This window comes from Leptotrichia wadei (genome assembly GCF_007990545.2).
In the GTDB taxonomy this organism is placed as follows: domain Bacteria; phylum Fusobacteriota; class Fusobacteriia; order Fusobacteriales; family Leptotrichiaceae; genus Leptotrichia; species Leptotrichia wadei.
In genome coordinates, this window is the sequence record NZ_AP019829.2 from 2,276,019 (window position 1) to 2,299,147 (window position 23,129).

Here is a 23,129-nt window from a genome sequence, read left to right on the forward strand (position 1 = left end):
CATAATCCATTATATATTAATATTTTGTTTTTTTCAATGTGATATTTTTTACAGATTTTTTATAAATTCATTTTTCTTAACTTTCATTATAACAAAATTATCAACAATATCTTCTTTTTTATTTTTTCCTGTTAAAACTGCTGAATTAATAATTTTCACGACTTTTTTCATTTCAATTTTTTCATTTAATTCATTTTGCTTTGCTCGTGCATTTTCCAAAAAGTACAGTTCAAAATGATTTCTTGTTTCAAGAATTCTCTGAATTTTATGTTTTTCAGCAAATAATTTTAATTTAATGCTTAAAATAAATTTTTTCATCTGCTCTGGAATTTTCCCAAACCTATCTCTAATTTCATCAAGCAAATCATTCAATTCACCGTCTGTTTCCAGCATTGCAAAACGTTTATAGATATTCAGCCTCTCGTCTTTTTGAATGTATGTTTCTGGAATAAATCCTCTTTCATTTAGTATGATTTCCACATTTTCAATTTTTTCAACAAACTCGCCCTTTTGCTTACGAATTTCCTCATTTAACATTTTTATATATAAATCATACCCAAAAGTTTCAATCGTTCCGTGCTGCTTGTCTCCCAAAATTTCCCCAGCGCCACGTATTTTCAAGTCTTCCATCGAAATTTGAAAACCTCCTGATTTTATCCCTTCCACTTTTAGCATGCTTTCTTCCTTTTGCCGCCCCTGCTTTGTAATATTTCTCGTTTTTAATAAATAACAGTATCCTTGCCTGTTGCTACGCCCTACACGCCCCTTCAGCTGATACACCTGCGATAAGCCTAAACCAGTAAAGTTTTCAATCAAAATAGTGTTGGCATTTCCCACATCAATTCCATTTTCAATAATTGTTGAAGCAATCAGAATGTCAAACTGCCCATTTTCAAAACGCAACAACTTATCCTTAATTTCCTTTGGCGGAAGCTGTCCGTTTATAAATTCAATTTTTACAAAGTCTGGAAGCATTTCTTTTAGTTCCTTCAATTTTTCCTTCATATTTTTTACATCGTTATAAATATAGAAAACTTGCCCATCACGTGACAGTTCACGTAGTATTGCCATTTTTATTGTTTCCTCATCCCAATCTAGTACTTCTGTTATAATAGGAAGCCTATTTGTTGGAGGAGTGTCAATTATGGAAATTTCACGGATTCCGAGCATTGCAAGGTTTAGGGTACGTGGAATCGGAGTCGCAGTTAATGTCAGCACATCCAGCTTTTCCCTTTGAGATTTTAACTTTTCTTTAGCCTTAACTCCAAATTTCTGTTCCTCATCAATAATTAAAAGCCCTAAGTTCTTAAACTGCACATCATCGCTTAGAAGCCTGTGAGTTCCAATAACTAAGTCAATAATTCCACTTTTCAAATTTTTTAAAATGTCCTTTGATTTACTCTTCGTAAGCCGTGATAAATTCTCAATTGTAATCGGATAATTTTTAAATCTTCTTTTAAACCGCTCAAAATGCTGTTCTGCAAGCACTGTAGTCGGAGCTACCATAACAACCTGCTTTCCATTGTCAATTGCTTTAAATGCGGCTCTCATTGCAACTTCCGTTTTCCCATATCCAACATCTCCACAGACAATCCTGTCCATTATTTGCGGACTTTCCATATCCTTTTTCACATCATTTATGGCATTTCTCTGATCTTCTGTTTCTTCAAATGGAAAATTCGCCTCAAATTCCTCCTGCCACACAGTATCCTTCTGATACACAAAACCATTCTGGCTTTGCCGTCGTGCTTGTATTTTGATAAGTTCTGCCGCAAATTTCTGAATATCTTCTTCGAGTTTTTTCCTTTTTCGCTTAAATCCACGTGTTCCTAGCCTGAATAATTGCGGTTCCGTATCATTTGACACATATTTTTCAAGTCTGTCCAGCTTTTCCACAGGAATATACAAAATATCCTCATCAGCATACTTGATTTTCAAATAATCCCGCTCTTCCATTGTCTGAATTCCCTTATAAATTCCAACACCGTATTGAACGTGGATTACATAGTCGCCTTCGATTATCTGATTGACTTTTTTATATTTTATAGCTTTTGTTGTTTTTTTCTTTCGCTCGTAAATATATCCGTCAAGCTCCCTGTCTGTAAGCACAATAAAATTATTTTTCCTATTTTTATTATCTGGATTTTCTGAAGTATCATTAAAGATAAATCCCTCAAACAGCTCATATTTTTCAATTTCAAGATTATTTTCCTTTTCAGTCAGAATTTGCCCATATTCACTCATTTTCTTCTCATAGTTATTCGTAAAAATATAAATATCTTCAATTTTTGACAATTTTTCAAGCCTATTTTTATCCCTAAAAGTCTCTATCTGCTCCTGCGAGAAATTTTTAGTCTGCACAAAAATACTTTTTTTCTTCAGATTTTCATATCTTTTTCGATAAATTTCCTCACGGCTTCTGTCAAGCAGGATAAACTCTTCCATTTTATAGTCCAGCAATTCCTCATTTTCAATAACAATCGTTACGTCTTCTGCCCTTAATTCGTCAATAAGCTCAATCAATTCATAATTATTTCCAGAAAGCAAATTTCCAAAAACTTTTATTTCTTCCATCTTTTCCACAGAAATCTGGCTATCAATATCAAAAACTCTTATACTTTCCAGTTCATCACCAAAAAACTCGAGTCTAACAGGATGTTCCAAGTCTGGTGGGAAAATATCAAGAATATCCCCACGTCTGCTGTACTGTCCCTTTTTTTCAATCAAATATGAATTTTCATACCCATTTTCCACAAGAAATTCTACAATTTTTGTAAAACTATATTCTTTTCCAATCTCAAAAGAAAAAAACTTAACTTTTTCAAAAAAAATATCCAAAGTAATCTGTAAATTTACAAATAAAATAAATTTTTCCTGATTTTTTAAAATATCCAGCAGTTTTATATTTATTCCTGTTATATCTTCCTTATTTTGTAAGATATTTTCAAAAATATCAATTATTTTTTTATCTTCCAGCTTATTTACATTCTCTTTACTATTTTTTTTACCAGTTTTAGATTTTTCCATTAAAATATCTTTTTGTTTTTCTGACATTTCATAGTAATTTTCAAGCATTGCATGATAATTTTCCAAATTTCTATTGGATGTGGAAATATAAATTATCTTTTTCTTTTCCGAACATAATAAAAACCACGGAATTGCACCGCGGTAAAAATTATTTTCAGATTGTAGAATTTTTTTTTCTTTATTTTTTAATTTATTTAAAAAACTTAAATTAAAGTTCATACAAAACCTTCCCATTTCTATCTGTTATTATACAATCGCCATATTCCATAAACTATGTAAATATATACAATATATGGTACAAATCCTAAAGTATGCAAATATGAAACAACAAAGACAAGTGCTATTATTAAAATTGCAAGACCAAGTCCTTGTATTATTTCAGCAAATGAAACTGTTTCAACTCCAAATACGTTTGGTTTGTAAATTGTATTTATTGGTCTTGTAAAAGGATTTAATATTAATACAGAATAAACAATCGCTTCTGCCTGGATTCCCATAAACCAGAATATAATTGTTGAAGCTCCGGCAAGAAATCCAAAAAATACTTTTCCAAAACCATGCTGTGGAGTAGTAAAAGTATCCGTCAACACAAAAACTCCCATAAAAATCACTTCTCCAAGCGAAGTAGTTACATTAATATTCTGATTTGAAGCAATATAAAATCCAAAGAAAATTGTAACAAAAAACGATACAGGTATATGCCATGTTATTTTTGACCTAAAAATCAAATATATACCCCCTAAAACTATTGCAATTATTGAAAGTTCTCCAATTATTCCTCTATCTGTCAAAATTAAAGAGGGTAATCCTGAAATACTTTCAGAAATATTTAAAACTTCCGGATTAGCCCATGCTGCAGAATTTGAAGCAAGTACAGCTGGGAAAAATGTCAATACAAATAATTTCCCTAAAATTACTGGATTAAATATTTTCTTTTCTGTTTCTCCATATATAGTTTTCCCAAACAATGTTGCCATCGCCCCTGCAAATGCCGCTACATAAATTGGTGTAAATGGTGCAAGTACTAGTCCCGTCAAAGCTCCTATTACTATCCCTGAAAAATCCTTTAAAGTGTCTTTTTTTCTTTGTATTAATAATGAAAATATTACTTCCGCCAACTCCGATCCAATAACTGCCGACAATATTACTAAAATAGGTGTTACCTGGTAAACTAAGAATGCAACAAGTAACATCGGAATCAGGGATATTAAAATATCTATATTCGTTTTTGCTATATTTTCCTGCAATTCCCTTCTTTTACTTCTAAACATATTAAATTTCACTACCTTTCCTTTTATAGTTTGTTTTTCTAATCTAAGACCATCTTCTACTCTCTAGATATTTGACAATCTAATTCTTTCTATTTTATCAATGGATAAAAATCCCTTATTCTATAATATTTATTTAATAAAATAAATATAATTTTGAATAAATTTAATATTAAATTTTAAAAATTTTATTCTGAAGAAGTTGAATCTCCACCACCTGTTGAAGTCCCTCCAGAACTACTATTTCCTCCACTATTTCCCCCTCCAGATGTTTTTGTTGAAGAATCTTGAGGTTTTACCTGTGAAGATTTATATGATGATGTATTATTTTTTAAACGGCTATGTTTTGGCTCTTTATAAAAATTATATTGATTACCTTTTTTATGTTTTTTATTTCCTTTTTTGCCACCAGTTTTATTATTTGTATTAAGTGCATATTCTGGATTAACAGCTTTATTTTGTACTGCATTTTGATTATTAGGTGCTGCATTTTGCTGTGGTTGTTGCTGTTGTGGCTGCTGTGGTTGAACTGCTACTGCAGGAGCAGGTTGTTGAACTGGTTGTGGCTGTGCTGGTTTTTGTTCAACTTTTTTATTTTCTTCCTTTTTAGCCTCCACTTTTTTATTATCAACTTTTACAGATTTATCTTTTTTACTAACTATATTTTTTCCAACTTCCTTTGTTCCATCCTCTAGTTTTTTTACTAGACCCTTTGAATTTTTTGAATCCTGACTTCCAAATGCCACTAGCACAACTGACATTAAAAACAGGAAAATTCCCTTTATCTGTTTCATCTCTCTTCTCCTTATTTTAACAAATATTAGCTTTTAACATTAAAATCGAAATTTTTATTATATAATGCTTTGTAAATTCCATTTTTATTTAACAATTCATTATGATTTCCAATTTCTTTTATTTCACCTTTTTGTATCACTACTATTTTATTACTATTTTCGATTGTTGTCAACCTATGGGCGATAACAAATGTAGTTTTTCCTTCCATAAGTTTTTCAAGTGCATCCTGAACTAGCTTTTCAGACTCATTATCAAGGGCAGAAGTTGCTTCATCCAAAATTAATATTTGAGGATTTTCTAAGATTGCACGTGCAATTGCAATACGCTGTTTTTGTCCACCTGATAACTTTATACCACGCTCTCCAATCTCTGTATTATAACTATCAGAAAGATTTTCGATAAATTCGTGTGCATTTGCCTGTTTAGCTGCTTCTACAACTTCTTCAAAAGTAGCATTTTGGCGGCTATATTTTATATTGCTAAGTATTGTTCCAGAAAATAAAAACGTTTCTTGCGGTACAATCCCTATCGCTTTACGTAAACTCTTTATTTCATAATCTCTAATATCAATTCCATCAATTTTTAATGAACCACTCGATACATCAAAAAACCTCGGTATCAGATTTACAAGTGTCGATTTCCCTCCACCTGAATTTCCAACAAAGGCAACCGTTTCACCTTTTTTAACATCTAAATTAATATTTTTCAATATTTTTTCAACACTATCCTTATATTTAAAATCTACATTTTCAAAAGTTATATCACTTACAAAGTTTTCAAATTTTATACAATTTTCCCTATTTACAATAGACGGCATTTCTTCCAAAATTTCAGCAACTCTTGTAATAGAAGACATATTTACACTTATCGAATTTATTCTTGTCATTGCACGTCTTGCAGGTGTGTACATTGATGAAATCGCACCTACTATTGTAATAAAATCTCCAGGCGTAAAATTCTTTGCCCTCAAAACTCGGTAACCACTAAACATTAATAATAATGCTATAATTATATAGTTCATTGCTTCCATGATTGAATTAGCTTTTGCATTATATTTAGCAGATTTTACAGCAATTTTCTTTAAATTAACATTCTTCTTTTTAAAATCACTTATTTCGTACTTTTCTGTGGCAAATGCCCTTATAATCCTAATTCCTGACAATGTTTCCTGTAACTTGGAATTTAAGCTATCTAATGCTTCTTGCCGCTGTTTTCCTGAACGCTTTAATCTTTTTGCATATTTTCTCACTGTAATTATAAGAATCGGAGTAACAATCATAACTCCTAAAGTTAAATCAAAATCTATATAAAATGCTATTCCAAGGCAAAGTATCAGTTTTATTACTTCAGGTATCATACTAAAAGCTTCCAATATAATTGAATTTATATTACTAGGATCTGTCATTATTCTTGTCATCATATCTCCTATTTTTTTCCCTGAAAAATATTCCATATCTAAAGTTTGTATTTTATTATAAATATCAGTAACTATATCCTTATAAATTGAAGCTGAAATTACTGTTGAGAAAATTGTATTCCAATACATAAGTACCGCACCGACTGCTGCAAGTATTATCATTGCTCCTGCTGCATATAGTATGTCTTTTTCACTTTTACCTGAAATCCCTTTGTCAAACAATCGTTTTATTAATGCTATTGGAGCTGAAGAAACAAGTGATGACATCGTTGCAAGCAATATATTAAGTATGATTAGCACATAATATTTTTTTATGTATTTTTTTAATTTAAAAATTTCTCCAAAATCTATTTTTATTTTTTTCATAAATTTACCTTTCAATTTTATATTTTGTATTTTTTATCTTTCTATGTTTCCAAATTGAGCAAGTAATTTTGGGTGCACCTTCGTCCCAAAAAAATCTATTTTTTTAGCATTTTTAATATTCCATACAGCAGTAGAATAAATTGTAGCAACTGTATCAAAATCTACTCCCATATATTCAAATATTTGAAAAGGTATTTTGCTTGTAAAAATTTCTATTTGAGGAAATTCATTTTTATATGTAAAAATCCCTCTTGGATGCAACTTAAATAGTATATCATTTTCATTATAATTTTTAAATATTTTTTGATATAACTCAACTGTTTCTTCATGTGTAAGAGACTCATCTTCTTCTAGTGGCTGACTTAAAAAAATAACTTTTTTCCTAGATATTTTTTCAATATCTGCAGTTTCCATTCCAAAAAAATTATAAATTTTTTGTTTTTGTATTTCTGTTTTTTTCATCCAAAGTTTTTTAAAATCTATAATTTCAACTTTTTCACTAATTATCTCAGGTACTTTTGTAAGACCACTCAATATTATTTTTTCTACTTTCGGAGAAAGTCCTCTTTTCAAATCTTCTTTTTTCTTAAATTTATTTTTAAACCGCTTTAAGTAAGCTTCAAAATGATCACTTCGATAATTTGACCACCCATCTTCTATTACTGTAAATTTTTCTATTTCTTTCCAAAGAATTTTAGGCTCCACTTCATTATCATTTCCAAAATATTCAATTTTATAACCATATGTTTTTTCTTTTATCAAATCTAAGAGTTTTTCTTTTAAATATTTTTTATATTTCTTCTTTGCTATTTTCCTTTTAAATAAATTTTTTACTTCTGTTACATTAATATACTCTTCCCGTGGAATATAAATTGTTTCTACATTAACTTTAGAATGTTCAAAAACTTCATTTATACTTTTTCCATGGTATACAAATATGGAATCTTCTTCAAAATTATCATTCATCATTATATAAAGAAGCAAGCTATAGGCTGACTCTAAAAATACAACTTTTTTTGTTTTTTCCATTTTTACTCTCTCCTAACGCTTTTTGAATATTTTTCTATAAATCGCTGTAGATCCATTCTTTAGTTCCTTCTTAAATTCATCAAAATTTTCAAAGTCATCTCCACTCACACGATAAATCCAGTTTTTATTAAGTTTCAAGGAATTTACACCCTTTCTAGTTGTTATAAAAACATCTACTCCTAATTTTTTTATATCCTCTCTATTGCCCTTGTATCGGTGTCCCCAAGGATAAGCCAGACAATCTGGAACTTTTCCCAGTTTCTCACTAATAATTTTTTTGTTTTCCAGAATTTCAAATTTCACAGTTTCTTTAAATTGTTCTTCACTAATTTTATCAAAAAATTCATCTTTTTTTTCTTTAAATAATCTATTCAAAAATTTCTTTTTCTCTTTTTCAAACTCATTCTCTTGAAGTTCCACAATACTTCTATATTTTTCTACAAAATTCTTTTTAGGCTTATAACCAGGAATAGAAATTTTACTTCGTAATTTAAACACAGGAAGTCCATTTAATTTTTTTGCATCCTTTTTTTCATCATAATTTCCATCAAAAAATAAGCTATAACTTTCTCTTTTAAAATATGGCGAACTTTCATTATCATAAAAAGCAAGCACTTCAATATCCTTTACTGTTAGCTGATGAGAATGTGTATGAAGCTGGAAATCAATTAGTCCGCTTTCATACATTTCTCTTATTTCATCCCAGTTTAAATAAGTTTCATCTTTTTCAATAAATTTTGTATTCAAAAATATCGTAGCTTTTATATTATACTTTTTCAAAATTGGAAAAGCTAAAGTGTAATTATTTTTATAGCCATCATCAAAAGTTATTAATATTGAATTTGGTGGCAATGTATAATCTAATCCCTTCAATTCTTCCATTTTAAAAGTCTTTTTATCCTTTATCCATTTTATATGCTCTTCAAATTCATCTATAAAAATTCCACCTTTGTTTTTTTCACTGTCAATACTGTGATACATAAGACACAAAACAAAATTTTTTCTAGTTTTATTATATAAAATAAATACCAAAAATAGCAATAATATTATTAAAAATAAATATATCATTTTCCTCTTCCTTCAAATTATAATTTACCTCTTAATTTTAAAATTTTTGCTCTTATTTTTTTTATCAATCTATCAATTTTAAAATTTAGAACTGTATTTTTTCTCCTATTACTAAAATGCACATGCCTTTTATTCCCAATATGAGTTACATAAGGCTCCTTAAAAAATATCGCTTTAAATCCATGTTCCTTATAAAAATCCGACAAAACTTCCTCATATCGCTGATTTTCTAACTTTTCATGAGACCCAAATAAATCCATATCCTTTTTTCTTCTCAAGGCCGGATTATAAGTAAATATTTCACCTTTTACACTATAATAATGCTCCCCTTTTTTTGAAACATAATCTTCATCATAAAAAAAATCTTCCTTAAAATTATCTTTTGAACGAAGTCCAACAACTAAAATTTTTTCATCTTCCTCCATCACTTCCATTGATTTTTCAATAAATCCTCTTTTAAGAAATTTCCAGTCATCTTCACAATGAAAAATATATTCAGTATCAATTTCACGATAAGCCTTATCAATTGATTTTAGCTGTCCTAATCGTGTTTCATTTACTATCAGTCTAAAATTCTGATTTCTATTATCATATTTTGAAATTAGCTTTTTCAGTTTTTTCCCTTCAGTGCTGTCTTCTGTTATTATTATTTTTTTTATCGGATAAGTATTATATTCAAAAAAGCTGTCAAGCGTCTCCTCCAGCAAATCAAATCTCCCACAGCTAGTTATTACCAGCGTTACTTCCTTCATATCTATCAAGCCCCTTCTTAGCCATTGTTTTTCTACTTTTTATAGCCTCTGCCAAATATTCATCATTTTTCTTCAGCCTACTTCTATCATTCTCCTTATGATACAAATGACAAGTCAAGGCCTCAAACTTTAATTTTTTCTTTTTACACCCTATATTAAACAACCTTACAGCAAGCTCGCTATCCTCTCTTCCCCATCCTTCTATTTCTTCTTCAAATCCATTTACTCTAATTAAATCTTCTTTGAAAAAGGACATATTACAAGATCTTATTCCACGTAAATTCCTATTTACTTTTGTAAAAATTCTAGAAAGAATTTTACTTCTTATCATATTTATATTATTCTTCACACCTTTGCTAAAAAGATTTATTTTTTTGCCTTCCATTATTTCCTTTGCCATAATTGACGAAGTTATAACTCGTGAACCTTGAATAAAACATCCTCTTTCCATATTTTTTATATGATCTTCAACAAAATGCCTATTTAATATCAAATCACCATCTATTATTATTATATAATTTCCAGTTGCCTTATTTATCGCTCTATTTCTTGACATTCCCGCTCGAAATCCCTTATCTTCCTGCCATGAATGAATAATATTACTTTGTGGGTAACTTTGCTGAAATCTTTTTACAAGATCAATTGTTTCCTGCTTTGAACCATCATCAGCAATTATTATTTCCTTTGGAGCAACAGTTTGTTCTAGTACACTATTTAAACATACTTCTAGAGCTTTTGGCCAGTTGTATGTAGTAATAATGAGTGAAGTGTCATTTCCCAAATTATTATAATATTCTTCACGTAATTTTGTATATTTTGTCATTGTATAAATAGAACTATATTTGGCAAGTAAATAGCCTTCATAGCCATCCATAAATCCAAGCTGCAAAATATACATTTTTAAAAATCTAAACATCATTTTTGAATATATTTTTAAAAAACTTGGATTTTTTCCTTTTTTTATATATTCTTTGGCACTTTGTGAAGTATACCTGTTTAATTTTTCAAGAAATTCTTCTATACTGTCATAGGTATAATGGATTATCATTTCTTTTATTTTTTTTATTTTACTGTCAGTCTGATATTGCTCATGAACTTCGCGGCTACTTATTTTCACTTTACCGTTTTTCCATAGTCTGATTACATAATCATCCCATCCTCCAAATTTTATTTCTCTTTTAAATGCAATATTTCTCAATTTTATTTTATAAACATCACTTGATGGATTTTCACTATTTATAATTATTTTTATTTTTTCCTTTAATTGTGGCGATATTACTTCATCTGCATCTATTAGCAAAATCCAATCACCTTTACATTTTTCCAAAACAGAATTTTTTTGTGGTCCATACCCCTTCCACTTTTCCACAAAAACCTTTGCTCCCTTAGAAAGTGCGATTTCTACAGTCTTGTCTGTACTTTCACTATCAACAATTATTATTTCATTAGCAATCTCCTTTACTGAATCTAAAGTTTTTCCTATCCTATTTTCTTCATTAAAAGTTATTATTCCTACAGATAATTTCATAATTGTTTCTCCCATTTCATATTTTTAATTCCTAAATAGCAGACAAATTATTTTTATAACTTAACTTATCAAATACTTTTTCAAAATCTACATCATTAATCCGTTTTTCAGTATAGTCAATCAATATATTACCCTCTTCTTTTATCCGCCATTTATTTTTATTAATTTTTGGTCCATAAAAAGCCATTATTTTTTTATTTAACCCTTCAGCAATATGTAAGATGGCAGTATCCAGTGATACTACCAAATCACTATTTTTAATTATAGATATTGAGTCAAGTACCGTTCTGGACTTTTCAAAAAATAAAATATTTTTATTATCTGTCTTTTCAAGTATATTATAAATTGTTTCCCTATCATTTGGAGAATCCAGTATTATAATTCTATAACCCTTATAAATTTCACTTAATCTTTTTATTATAATTAAAGCAATATCCTCATTTATTTTCCTTCCTCTGGAAGCTCCAAAAAAGTTTAACGCAATTATTTTCTCATCAACATTATTTTCATCTAAAAATTTTTTCACGTTTCTTTCAGAATCTTTTGAAACTGGAACATCATAAATTGTATCTTCTATCTCAATATTCACTTTCTTCATCATCTGCTTATAAATTTCAACCATTTTTAAAGTGTTATTCTGCCTCACATTCTTATTGTATATTTTATAGCCATCTTTATTATATCCAACATTAACTGTAGCATTTACTCTATTTATAAGATAAAATTGCTTATATTTCAATCCTTCTGTTGAATCAAACAAAACATCATAATTATTTTTTCTCAATATTTGTGCGACTTTTCTCCATTCAAAAATTTTTTTCCTGTCAAATATATAATATTCATCTATATTTTCGTTTAATTTCAATAAGTCTTCTAAAGATTTATCAGAAACAATATCAATTTTTATATTAGGATAGTGTTTTTTTATTTCTCTAAAAATAAATGAACTTATTATAAAATCTCCTATTTTCCCATCAGTTCTTAAAAATAAGATTTTATTTATTTTTAACGGATCTAAGTCTACATCCTTTTTTCTTTTATCAAATATCTTACTTAATATTTCATTTTTTTTATCAATTAATTTATCTCTATATGGTCTATAAAATTTCCAGTTTATTTTATTCATTATATTTTTATTCCTTATGTAAATACAATTATTTACGTTAATTCAGGACAACGTATAATCCCATTAATTTCCTTTATCTTTTTCTATTTCCTTTATCTTATTATTTAGCCATTTTATTGGTTCTGACAATGAAAAATTATAAGTTTGATTATGACTTCCTTTTATATTTGAAATTACCTGCAAACTATCAGCTGTTGTTTTAGGCGACCATCTACATAAATTATATTTATCGTTTGCATAGAAACTCAGCAAGGGTTTATTCAATGAAGAAGCTATATGAATTGCACCGCCGTCAACTCCAATTACCAAATCAGCTGTAGCCACAAACAAAATAAAATCATTAATACTAAGTTTTTCAGATAAGGAAATATCTAAATTTTTATTTATATTACCTACTAGCCTTTTATAATACTCCTCACTTCCAACAGTTCTTCCCATAATAATTTTTATATTTTTTATCTTCTCATCTTCTATATTATTTAATAGCTCAGCTACTTCTTCAGGTTTCATTTTTCTGTCCCTGCCTTGTGGCACCAATAAAATTTTTATTTTCTGAGTTTTTTCATTTATTTTTTCAGAATCAGATTTCCAAAATTTTTCCATTTTGGCAACATCTTTTTCCAAAAGCTCAATATACGGTTTTTGTTTTTCTATTTTAAAATATTTAGAAAACTCAGAATTTATCAAATAGTCTGTAATGTGAGTTTCAATGGATGGAGTACAGATAAAATCATAATTTTTTACATTTTTTCTATTATAATAATGCCCCTCATTATCTTCTCCAAAAACTATCGTGATTTTAGGACTTAATATTTTTTTCCAAATCATTTTATTTGTATTTTCCTTACTTGAGAAATCTAGTAATACATCCCATTTTTTACGATTTTTAAACATATCTTTCCGTTTAACAATACTGTCTATTACTTTTTCATTTTTATTACAAAAATTTGCAAATTCTAAATTTCTATCTGTTACCGCCAATCCCAAGTTTGCCTCAGGATACATTTCTTTTAATTGTCTCGCATAACAAAAGGATATTAAAGTATCACCAATAAAATCCTTTGGATTTATCAATATCGTTTTTATATTTTTTAAATTAATATCTTTATATCTTCTTTTAGTACCAAATAGCCATATTATTATTTTAGATCTTATTCCATCTATTATGCTCATAGTTACCTTCCTTATTATTTATAAATAGTTACTTATCTTTACTTATTTTTTTCTACTAATTTTTTTAATTTTAGTTTATTAGTTTCCATTGAAAAATCATTAGCTCTAATTAATGACATTTTTTTATAATTTTCATATTTTTCATTATTGTCTATTAATTCATAAACTCTTTTTACGAATGTATCCTTATCATTTAATGGAATTAATTCTCCATATTCACTATTTTTTCCAAGTATGTCCTTAGGTCCTGTAGGGCAGTCATAAGCCACGACAGGTGTTCCAAAAGCAAGGCTTTCCAGAAGTACAGTCGGCAATCCTTCATATTTCGCAGTATGCAAAAATAATTTTGCATTTTTAAAAAATGGATATGGATTTTCAATTTGTCCAAGTAAAATTATATCATCTTCTAAATTATATTCCTTAATTTTCTGTCTAATCAATTTAACTTTTTCACCATTTCCAATAAAATAAAGTTTCTCCTTTATTCCTCGCTGCTTCAGCTTGTAATAAATATCAACAAGGTGTTCAGGTTGTTTTTGCTGTGTCAAGCGTGATACTTGTAAAAAGTAATCCTCTTTTAGATAATTTCCATATTTAGGATTCACATCTTCAGCCTTTTTCCTAATTATTTCAAGATTTATTGGATTATAAACTAATTCCACTTTAGTTTTATCCATTCCTAGAATTTCCACAAATTCATCTCTCATTGTATCACATATTGTCAGTATTTTATCATATTTTTTATATTGTTTTTTATATTTTTCTACTTTTTCTCCACTTAATTTTTCTCCAAAAGTAAGTGAAAAATGAATCCATGCAAATATAGGCACTTTTATATCAAAATTCTTATATTTAAGCAAATTTGAAGAATAGTCTATAATAACATCATATTTTTTTTCTTCTATTATTTTTTCAACTTTTTTTAAATAAGTAGTTTTTGTTCGTAATCTATAAATTTCTTTAATAATTTTGCTTTTTCCATTATAATTATCAAATAAAAATTCATAATTTACCTTTTTAGGAATTTCATTTTCAAACAAATTATTTTCCCCATGATTCCAAGTTATGAGCAAATCAACATTATATCCCAATTCAATTAAATTTCTTAACACATTAAGTAAAACTCTCTCTTCTCCTCCCATGCTCAAATGACCATGCAATACCAATATTTTCATACTTCTCATCCTTTTTTTATTTTCTTCACCAAGTTTAATTTATCCTATACATTTTTTCAAAATATTCAAAAAAAGTTCTATCTTTTTTTCTCTTACTATTTTCTATTTTAAAAGACAATTTATGAATATCTGATTTTTTCATTATTTCCAGTAATCTTTCTTCAGAATATTTATCAAACCACACTCTAAACATTTCATGCGGAAAAGTATCAGAAATAATTTGACACTGCTCGTTTTTATAATAATTTTCTATCAGTTCGTTATAAAGTATCTGCAGAATAAAATAATTTGGAACTGTATCGTTATTTTCCCAAAAAATCATTAACATGTTTAATAACGTATTAATTACTTTATTATTTTTATGCGAAAAAATAACACTGCTCAACATTCTTACCTTTGATTTTTTACTCCATGAAAAATAAATTGAATCATAGTCTTCCCATTCCTTTTTATTTTCCAAATTTTCATCTCTTTGAAACAAAAAATAATCCATTTGAAAATACTTTTCAGATATATAATCTGTCAAAAGTATCGTCGCATCCATCCAGACACCGCCATAGTTACTTAACAATGCAAACCTTAATATATCTGAAAAATGAGCATATCCCATTCTTTTGTCATTTAACTTTTCCAAAATATATTCTGGAATATCAAGATACTCCTTTATACTTTCGTTATCTAGACGAATGACAGTATAATCTCTCCCATATTTCTCCATAGATTTAAAGCATATTTTTACAACACTAGGTAATTTTTCATAATCCCAGCCTTGTCCCCAAAATTGCCATATTATTTTCTCACCCGTTAATATCTTTTTTGCCTTAATTTCTTTTCCCCTAACTTTATTCTCAAAATAATCCTTTAAAATATTATCCCAATCTTTTGCAATTATTTTTTGATTCAAAAGATATATTTCACTTTGTAATCTATCATATACTTTTTTAGGCAGTAATTCCTTATATATATATTTATAAGGCTTCTTATTTAGTTTTTCATTAATTTTATAAATTCTGCTATTAGAAAACTTATATTTCTCCATTCCACACTCCTGTCATTTAACCAGTAAAAAATACTTTAGTATTCAATTTTACTAATTTAAAATTTATGTCTACTATTTAGACATAATATATTATAGCATCATTCTATACTTTCTAAATTTAAATTTTTTTGATTTTTAATATTTCTATACAAATAGTCAATAAAAAATATTAATACTGTTAAAGTTATTATTAAATGCTTATCATTCAAATTATCATCTGTCATCCCTTGAATTATCCAAGCTAGAAAAGAAACTTTTGTCCCTATCTCAAATGCAATTATTTTTGTATTTTTATCATACTTATAAAAATTCATCTTAAATAATTTTGCTAATAAACTTATAATCATCAAAATAAAAAATACAAAGCCTAAAATTCCAAAATCCAATAAATATTGCAGATATGAATTATGCGAGGCTACATAATGCTGAGTACGCAATTTATTTCCAGTAAGAAAATATTTATAAACATAATCACTAACTCCCGTTTTCTTATAATAATCCAAATTAAATTTTTTTCTTTCCTCAGCCTTCCATCCATATAATGGTTTCTGTTTGAAGGCTTCTATTCCAGTTTTCCAGAAAATCACCCTTAAATTACTTGAAGGATCATTTTTATATTTGACTATATATTGTATTCTATTCGATATTGAAACTGGCAACATAAAGTAACCTGCAAAGCACATTAAAATAACAGCTAATACATATCTTTTTCTTTTTTTATACATAATGTATAAAATCGTAGGAATTAAACAGATATAAACCATTTTAGATCTATTTACAATAACTATAAATAAAACTAAAACTGACATTATAGCCAAATAAATTTTTATTATTTTATTTTTTTTATTATCTTCATTTTTGTAAAATAACAAAAAAGACAACAAATATAAAAATATTATACACATAATATTTGCAAAATCCTGAACAGTCAAAATAGCAGTAACTCTTGGATAATCAAATCCTTTAGGATGTACCCATTCATTATAATTTTTTATAAAATTGAAAATTGCTAAAATTAAAATTACTGTTCCACCAAATAAAAATGACTTTAAAAAATCAAAAATTCTTTTATTGTTATTTATAAAATAAACTAACGGAAAAAAAATCAAATATCTTAAATTATAATTATCTAGTCGTGATCCTATTCCACCATCAAATACTGCTATCATAAAAGACATGACAACAAATATAATTAAAAATATTGAAAATTTCATATCTATTTTAGAAAAAAATTCCTTCCAATTTTTTTTTAAAAACATCGAAATCACAAATATCAATAACAATACTGGTATCACAACATTATTCTCAAATTTTTCAGATAAAAATAAAGAAACTCCCAATAATAAACAAAAAATAAAACCTGCCTTATTTATAATTAAATTTATTTTTTCATTACTCATATATAATTTTCCTTTCTTTTTAATAAATTTCATGGCATTTGCAAAAATCTATAAAACTTAATCTATATAATTTTTACTTTTATAATTATCTAAATTTAAACATCAAATATGTTTTATAATTTCTTTATAGACTCTTTCTACACTAATTTCAGGTATCCCTTTATAATAATCCTTTCTATACCTATGCTGATTTTTAGGAACTTTCACAATATTATTCTCATAAAATTCATTATCCTCAATAACATTACTCTTCTCTTTCCACGGAAAGAATCCCAACGCTCTCTTCCCAGGTCCAAAAATCCCAATAACAAAAGGCTTTTCAAAACCACTCGCAATATGAATCGGAGAACTGTCGTTTCCCACAACAATATCAGCTTTTGAAGTCAATGCCCCAAATTCCACAAGATTAATTTCTCCACGAAAATCAATTACATTTTTATCATTTTCAAAATTTAAGGAAAGTCCCTTTTCAGTTTTTGAACCAGTTATTCCAATAAAATAATCTTTATTTTTTTTCAATTTTTCAATAACTTTACGATACTTTTCAATCGGCCACATTTTTTCAGATCTTTGACTGCCCGGAGCAATTAATATTAATTTTTGCCCTTTATTTCCAAAATATCCATTATTTTCTAAAATCTTGTCAATTTTTGTAAAATCTTTCTTTGCAGGATAAATTCTAATTGGAATTTTTTTTCCTTTATATTCAACTAAATCAAGCAATCTTTCTACTTCATGTTTTTTCATATCATAATGAACCTTCTTATTTAGCAAAAATGAGCCTGTTGCCACATCAAAACCTACAATATCAGGAATTTTTGCCAATTTTGCAAGTAATATTGACTTTATAAATCTATGTGGTATAATAGCATAATCATATTTTTTTTGTTTCAAAATTTTTAATATCCTTAAAAACCCCTTTATTCCCTTATCTTTTCCCTTTTTATCATAAAGAATTATTTCATTTAAATTAGGATTATTACTTATAACACTTTTATTTGTTGGTAATGTTAAATAATCAATCTCTGATTTGGGATATATATCCTTTAATTCTTGAATCAAAGGTGTCGACAAAACAATATCTCCAATAAATGCTGTGTGTATTACCAATATTTTCATTTTTTCTCCTTAACTCTGCATATAGGTTTATTATATCATATTTAGTATATTTTTATAATAGTTATTTTTATATTTTGAATTAACTTATACTAAATTCCATTAAAAAACAACAAAAAAACATAACTTATGAAAATTCACTAAGTTATGTTTCTCTAACATTTCGGAATGAAACTAAAAGTTACTTTGAATTATTTTAATGTTTTTTGTTCAAATCTTTTGCCACCATAATATAATACATATTTTTTATCTTGCAGTGCTCCAGGATTTACAAATATTATACCATTTTTTTCTGCAAAGTATTCTTTGTGTGTGTGTCCAAAAACACAAATTTCAGCCTTTTCTAAATGTGCCTTTTTTTCTAATTCTTCAAGTGATTGTTTCACACTATACAGATGTCCATGTGTAAGAAATACTTTTTTACCCATTAAATCAAATATTCTCGTATCTCTTGTTTCAAAATCATCCATATCAGTATTTCCTTTTACAATAGCAAAAAGTACATCCCTATAAACTAATGACATATCAATTGCATCGGTGCTGTGATCTCCTGCAAAAATTACAATTTCTGGATTTTCTAACTCCATCACCTGCTGAAAATAATCAAGTCTTTTGTGACTATCCGAACAAATTAATACTTTCATTAAATCTCCTCTCTCCATCTTCCTCTTTTTAGCCCAAAAATTCTTTACATATTCAAACTCCTTCAAAATTGGGCTAATAAAAACTAAACATTTTAAAAGTTTTATACAAAACAATCATAATTTTTTAGTCTAGTTTTAAAGTAGTTTTAGTATATTTATCTAGATTAAATTTCAAATTTTAAAATAAACATTTTCCAAATAACTTATCCATATAACAAAATTACTTTAAAACTGTTTTTGAATATTATAGTTATTCTACTCAATCAGTTATTTATATAATTTAATATTCAAGCTTATGGTATTTTGAATAAATTATATCATATTTTTTAATTTTATACTAATTTTTTTCTGTTATTTCATCTATATTTAATCATAGGTTTTTTGATAAGTTTTATTTATTATAATCTAAAAAAATTTATAAAAAGTATTATTCTTATTATAATTACCTTTTATAATAAAATTAAATTAAATATCAGATTTTAAACTACTAAAAAGATTTATAATATATTCGTTATTTAAATAGAGTTTAGTATAAATATAAAAAGAAAGGAGTATATTTTAAAAATTAAGATATGGGGATATCTCATAAAATAAATAAAATTATCAAATCATAAATTTTATATATTTTGTTATATTTTTAAAATCAATAAAAACAATATCTTTATGCTTTTTAAAAATATATAATATTTATGTTAATAACGTTATTTTTGACTTATGAGACACCCTAAATATCTGTTATTATTTGTAACTAAAAATTACTTTTTATTATTTGACTTTTTAAACAATAAAAATCGGTTTTTGGAGATTCTCAAGTATTCTAACTCCGAGTTTTCCAGTAATTCTTTCTACCATTACTGTATATCGTAAGTCTCCCATTAAAACTAAATCATAATTTTGAGATTCGTTCATAATTGTCTTGAATGTATCTCCTTTTTTATGAATAAGGTTATAGTTTTCTCCAAATCTTTGAGCTAAGCTATTTTCATCATCTTCTTCAACATTTACACGCAATACGTTCATTTTTTGCTCACCAAATATGTAGAAAAAAGTAAATAGTGTCTTATTTGCATTATAAGCACCGTCATCAAGCAATACTAAATTATCCAATCTGAAATTTTCCACATTTGGTAAAATAATTAATGGCTTAAATATACTTCTTAAAATTTCCTTCAATACAGGAGTTACTTTTTCATTTTTTACAAGCACGAGCAAATCATATTTTTTCAATTCTTCCAAAATAATTTCAGAAGTTTCTCCATCCTTTGTGTAAAAATTTGAAATATCAGCTGTCATTTTTTCCTTAATTTTTTTTACAGTTTTTTCTTCCAGTTCTCTATATTCCTTAAAGGCATAATTTGCTCCAATATTTAATCCCATACCTTCAATGCTCACAGGAAAAACTTCATACTTTAAGACATCCTTGATATAGATAACATCAATATCAACATCATATTTTTTCTTAAAAATTTGTGCAAAATTAACCAATGGCTGTATTTCATTTTCTGCCGTAACTAAAAACAATGCTTTCTTTTGTAACATTTTAACCACTTCCTTATTATGATAATTTTATTTACCTATTTATCTTCTTCACTAAAGTCAGGAGCTTCTGTAATTTTTACAACAGAAGCAATCTTTTCATTGTTTCTGACTTTCATTATTCTAACACCTGTTGCAGAACGGCTTCGTACAGTAATATCATTTATACTTGTTCTAATTAACGTACCTTCCGAAGTAATAAGCATGATTTCATCATTTTCTCTTACAATTTTTACATCTGCAATTTTTCCAGTTTTATCATTAAGTTTTGCATTAATAAGCCCTTTTCCACCTCTTGACTGAAGCCTGTATTCAGAAAGTTTTGTACGTTTTCCATATCCTTCTTCAGTAATTGTAAGGATTCTCATTTTATTATTATCCATTTCAGAATTAATAATTGCAGCTCCTACAACTTTATCCTTATCCCGTAATGTAATTCCCCTTACTCCAACTGCTGTTGTTCCCATACTTCTTACATCTTTTTCAGAAAATTTAATGGCAATACCATTTCTAGTTGCCGCAAAGATTTCATCTTCTCCGCTTCCGCTTGTAAGTCCAATAAACATAACTTCATCATCATCATTTAATCTGATTGCCCGTTTTCCAGCCTTCATAATATTACTAAACAATGTCAATTCAGATTTTTTAACAACTCCATTTCGTGTTACAAAGAATAAGTTTTTATTCTTTTCAAATTCACGAACTTTTATTATTGTGCTAACTTTTTCATCATTATCTAAATTTATAATATTTCCAATAAGTTTTCCACGAGCCTGTTTTCCAGTTTCAGGAATTTCATAAACTTTTATGCTGAATACCTTTCCCTTCGTTGTAAAAATAAGCAATGTATCAAGAGCTTTGGCAATATACATATCCTTTACAACATCATCTTCCACTGTATTTGTAGCATTTACTCCAATTCCACCACGTTTTTGAGAACGGTAAGTATCAATTGCCACACGTTTTACATAACCTTTTTCTGTCAAAGTAACGACAACTTTTTCATCTTTAATTAAATCTTCTATGCTAATTTCAGCTCTTGCATTTCTAATTTCAGTTCTACGTTCATCCCCAAAATCTTCCTTTAACTTAAGTGCCTCCTCTTTAATTATACCATATATTTTTGAATCATCAGACAAAATTCCCATTAATTTTTTAATTAATTGTATAAGTTCATTATACTCTTGGTTAATTTTATCTCTTTCAAGCCCAGTAAGTCTTTGCAATCTCATATCCAAAATAGCCTTTGCCTGAATTTCTGAAAATTCAAATTTCTCAATTAATTCAGCCCGTGCAACATTTGCATCTTTAGAAGCACGTATAATTCTAATTACTTCCTCAATATTATCAAGAGCAATTTTAAATCCTTCCAAAATATGAGCCCTATTTCTAGCCTTTTTCAATTCAAATTCAGTTCTTCTCGTAATTACTTCAAACCTATGTTCCAGATATTTCTGAAGAACCTGCTTTAAATTTAATACTCTCGGTGCATTGTCCACAAGTGCAAGCATAATTACACCAAATGTATTTTGCAAATCGGTAAATTTATAAAGGCTGTTTAAGATCAGTTCACTTTCCTCACCTTTTTTCAACTCAATTACAACTCTAATACCATCCCTGTCAGTTTCATCCCGCAAATCAGATATTCCCGTAATTTTCTTCTGTTTTACTAAATCTGCAATTTTTTCAATAAGTCTAGACTTATTCACTTGATATGGCAATTCCGTTACAATAATTGATTTTTTTCCAGTTTTGGATGTTTCAATTTCCACACGTCCTGCAACTCGCAATTTTCCACGTCCAGTTCTATACGCATCGTAAATCCCCTGTTTTCCATTAATTATACCGCCAGTTGGAAAATCTGGACCTTTGACATAAGTAATCAATTCGTCAATAGAAATTTCAGGATTGTCAATCAATGCGATAATTCCATCAACTACCTCCCCTAAGTTGTGTGGCGGAATATTTGTAGCCATTCCAACCGCAATTCCATTTGCTCCATTTAATAATAAATTAGGCAGTTTAGCAGGTAATACAACTGGCTCATCCAAACTTTCATCAAAGTTCTTTCTGTAATCAATCGTATCTTTTCCAATATCTGCAAGCAGCTCCTCAGTAATTTTAGCCATTCTAGCTTCTGTATACCGCATTGCTGCCGCTTCATCTCCATCAATCGAACCAAAGTTTCCATGTCCATCAATAAGTTCATATCTCATATTAAAATCCTGAGCCATTCTAACCATCGCACCGTAAACCGAAGAATCCCCATGCGGATGGTATTTCCCCAGTACATCTCCGACAATTCTTGCCGACTTTTTAAATGGAGTCTTATGGCTCATTCCCATTTCACTCATGGAAAACAAGATTCTTCTATGCACAGGCTTTAATCCATCTCTTACATCTGGCAATGCACGGCTTACAATTACACTCATCGAATAATCCAAATAAGCCGCCTTTATCTCATCCTCAATATAGACATTTGACTCATTCGATAAATCCGTAGCCTTAGGCATTCCTTCCACAACTATCTCTCTATCATCATTATCATCCATTCCCGTTATCTCATCTTCTCTTTCATCATCATTTTTAAAATCATCCGACATCCCTTTGCACCTCTTTTCTTCTCTTCCTTATAAATCATAATTTATAACCTAACTTTATATTTTTATT

The 23,129-nt window shown here is 27.9% G+C and carries 17 protein-coding genes; all 17 read right to left on the minus strand.

Annotated features, from left to right (window positions below; genetic code table 11):
* Window positions 1-48: 48 nt before the first annotated feature.
* Window positions 49-3,246, minus strand: coding sequence for a transcription-repair coupling factor (gene mfd / locus FVE73_RS10470; protein ID WP_018498386.1), 3,198 nt, complete (start codon window positions 3,244-3,246; stop codon window positions 49-51).
* 17 nt (window positions 3,247-3,263) lie between these two features.
* Window positions 3,264-4,310 carry an RnfABCDGE type electron transport complex subunit D gene (locus FVE73_RS10475; RefSeq protein ID WP_018498387.1) on the minus strand — a complete coding sequence of 349 codons (1,047 nt, stop codon included), beginning with the start codon at window positions 4,308-4,310 and terminating at the stop codon, window positions 3,264-3,266.
* 173 nt (window positions 4,311-4,483) lie between these two features.
* Entirely contained in the window at window positions 4,484-5,089 is a 606-nt protein-coding gene (locus FVE73_RS10480; RefSeq protein WP_018498388.1) for a hypothetical protein, read from the minus strand.
* A 26-nt stretch (window positions 5,090-5,115) separates the two neighbouring features.
* Complete coding sequence (locus FVE73_RS10485; protein ID WP_018498389.1) at window positions 5,116-6,873, minus strand: ABC transporter ATP-binding protein; 1,758 nt, start codon at window positions 6,871-6,873, stop codon at window positions 5,116-5,118.
* A gap of 33 nt (window positions 6,874-6,906) precedes the next feature.
* A complete protein-coding gene (locus FVE73_RS10490; protein ID WP_018498390.1) occupies window positions 6,907-7,902 on the minus strand; it encodes a glycosyltransferase family 52 in 996 nt (331 codons plus the stop codon).
* Between the two features lie 12 nt (window positions 7,903-7,914).
* Window positions 7,915-8,970 carry a polysaccharide deacetylase family protein gene (locus FVE73_RS10495; RefSeq protein ID WP_018498391.1) on the minus strand — a complete coding sequence of 352 codons (1,056 nt, stop codon included), beginning with the start codon at window positions 8,968-8,970 and terminating at the stop codon, window positions 7,915-7,917.
* 17 nt (window positions 8,971-8,987) lie between these two features.
* Window positions 8,988-9,722, minus strand: a complete 735-nt coding sequence (locus FVE73_RS10500; RefSeq protein ID WP_018498392.1) for a glycosyltransferase — start codon at window positions 9,720-9,722, stop codon at window positions 8,988-8,990.
* The gene (locus tag FVE73_RS10505) at window positions 9,694-11,250 is read right to left on the minus strand and encodes a glycosyltransferase family 2 protein (protein ID WP_018498393.1); all 1,557 of its coding nucleotides are present in this window, start codon (window positions 11,248-11,250) and stop codon (window positions 9,694-9,696) included. Before FVE73_RS10505 ends, FVE73_RS10500 begins: the two co-directional genes overlap by 29 nt.
* 31 nt (window positions 11,251-11,281) lie before the next feature.
* A complete protein-coding gene (locus FVE73_RS10510; protein ID WP_018498394.1) occupies window positions 11,282-12,376 on the minus strand; it encodes a glycosyltransferase family 9 protein in 1,095 nt (364 codons plus the stop codon).
* 63 nt (window positions 12,377-12,439) lie between these two features.
* A complete protein-coding gene (locus tag FVE73_RS10515) occupies window positions 12,440-13,549 on the minus strand; it encodes a glycosyltransferase family 9 protein (protein WP_018498395.1) in 1,110 nt (369 codons plus the stop codon).
* Window positions 13,550-13,587: 38 nt separating this feature from the next.
* A complete protein-coding gene (locus FVE73_RS10520) occupies window positions 13,588-14,724 on the minus strand; it encodes a glycosyltransferase (protein ID WP_018498396.1) in 1,137 nt (378 codons plus the stop codon).
* A gap of 34 nt (window positions 14,725-14,758) precedes the next feature.
* Complete coding sequence (locus FVE73_RS10525) at window positions 14,759-15,763, minus strand: capsular polysaccharide synthesis protein (RefSeq protein ID WP_018498397.1); 1,005 nt, start codon at window positions 15,761-15,763, stop codon at window positions 14,759-14,761.
* Between the two features lie 98 nt (window positions 15,764-15,861).
* Complete coding sequence (locus FVE73_RS10530; protein ID WP_018498398.1) at window positions 15,862-17,163, minus strand: O-antigen ligase family protein; 1,302 nt, start codon at window positions 17,161-17,163, stop codon at window positions 15,862-15,864.
* Between the two features lie 102 nt (window positions 17,164-17,265).
* Complete coding sequence (locus FVE73_RS10535) at window positions 17,266-18,282, minus strand: glycosyltransferase family 9 protein (protein WP_018498399.1); 1,017 nt, start codon at window positions 18,280-18,282, stop codon at window positions 17,266-17,268.
* Between the two features lie 188 nt (window positions 18,283-18,470).
* Window positions 18,471-18,923 carry a YfcE family phosphodiesterase gene (locus FVE73_RS10540; protein ID WP_026239032.1) on the minus strand — a complete coding sequence of 151 codons (453 nt, stop codon included), beginning with the start codon at window positions 18,921-18,923 and terminating at the stop codon, window positions 18,471-18,473.
* A 777-nt stretch (window positions 18,924-19,700) separates the two neighbouring features.
* A complete protein-coding gene (locus FVE73_RS10545) occupies window positions 19,701-20,462 on the minus strand; it encodes a hypothetical protein (RefSeq protein WP_018498401.1) in 762 nt (253 codons plus the stop codon).
* Window positions 20,463-20,497: 35 nt separating this feature from the next.
* Window positions 20,498-23,062 carry a DNA gyrase subunit A gene (gene gyrA, locus FVE73_RS10550; protein ID WP_018498402.1) on the minus strand — a complete coding sequence of 855 codons (2,565 nt, stop codon included), beginning with the start codon at window positions 23,060-23,062 and terminating at the stop codon, window positions 20,498-20,500.
* Window positions 23,063-23,129 lie beyond the last annotated feature (67 nt).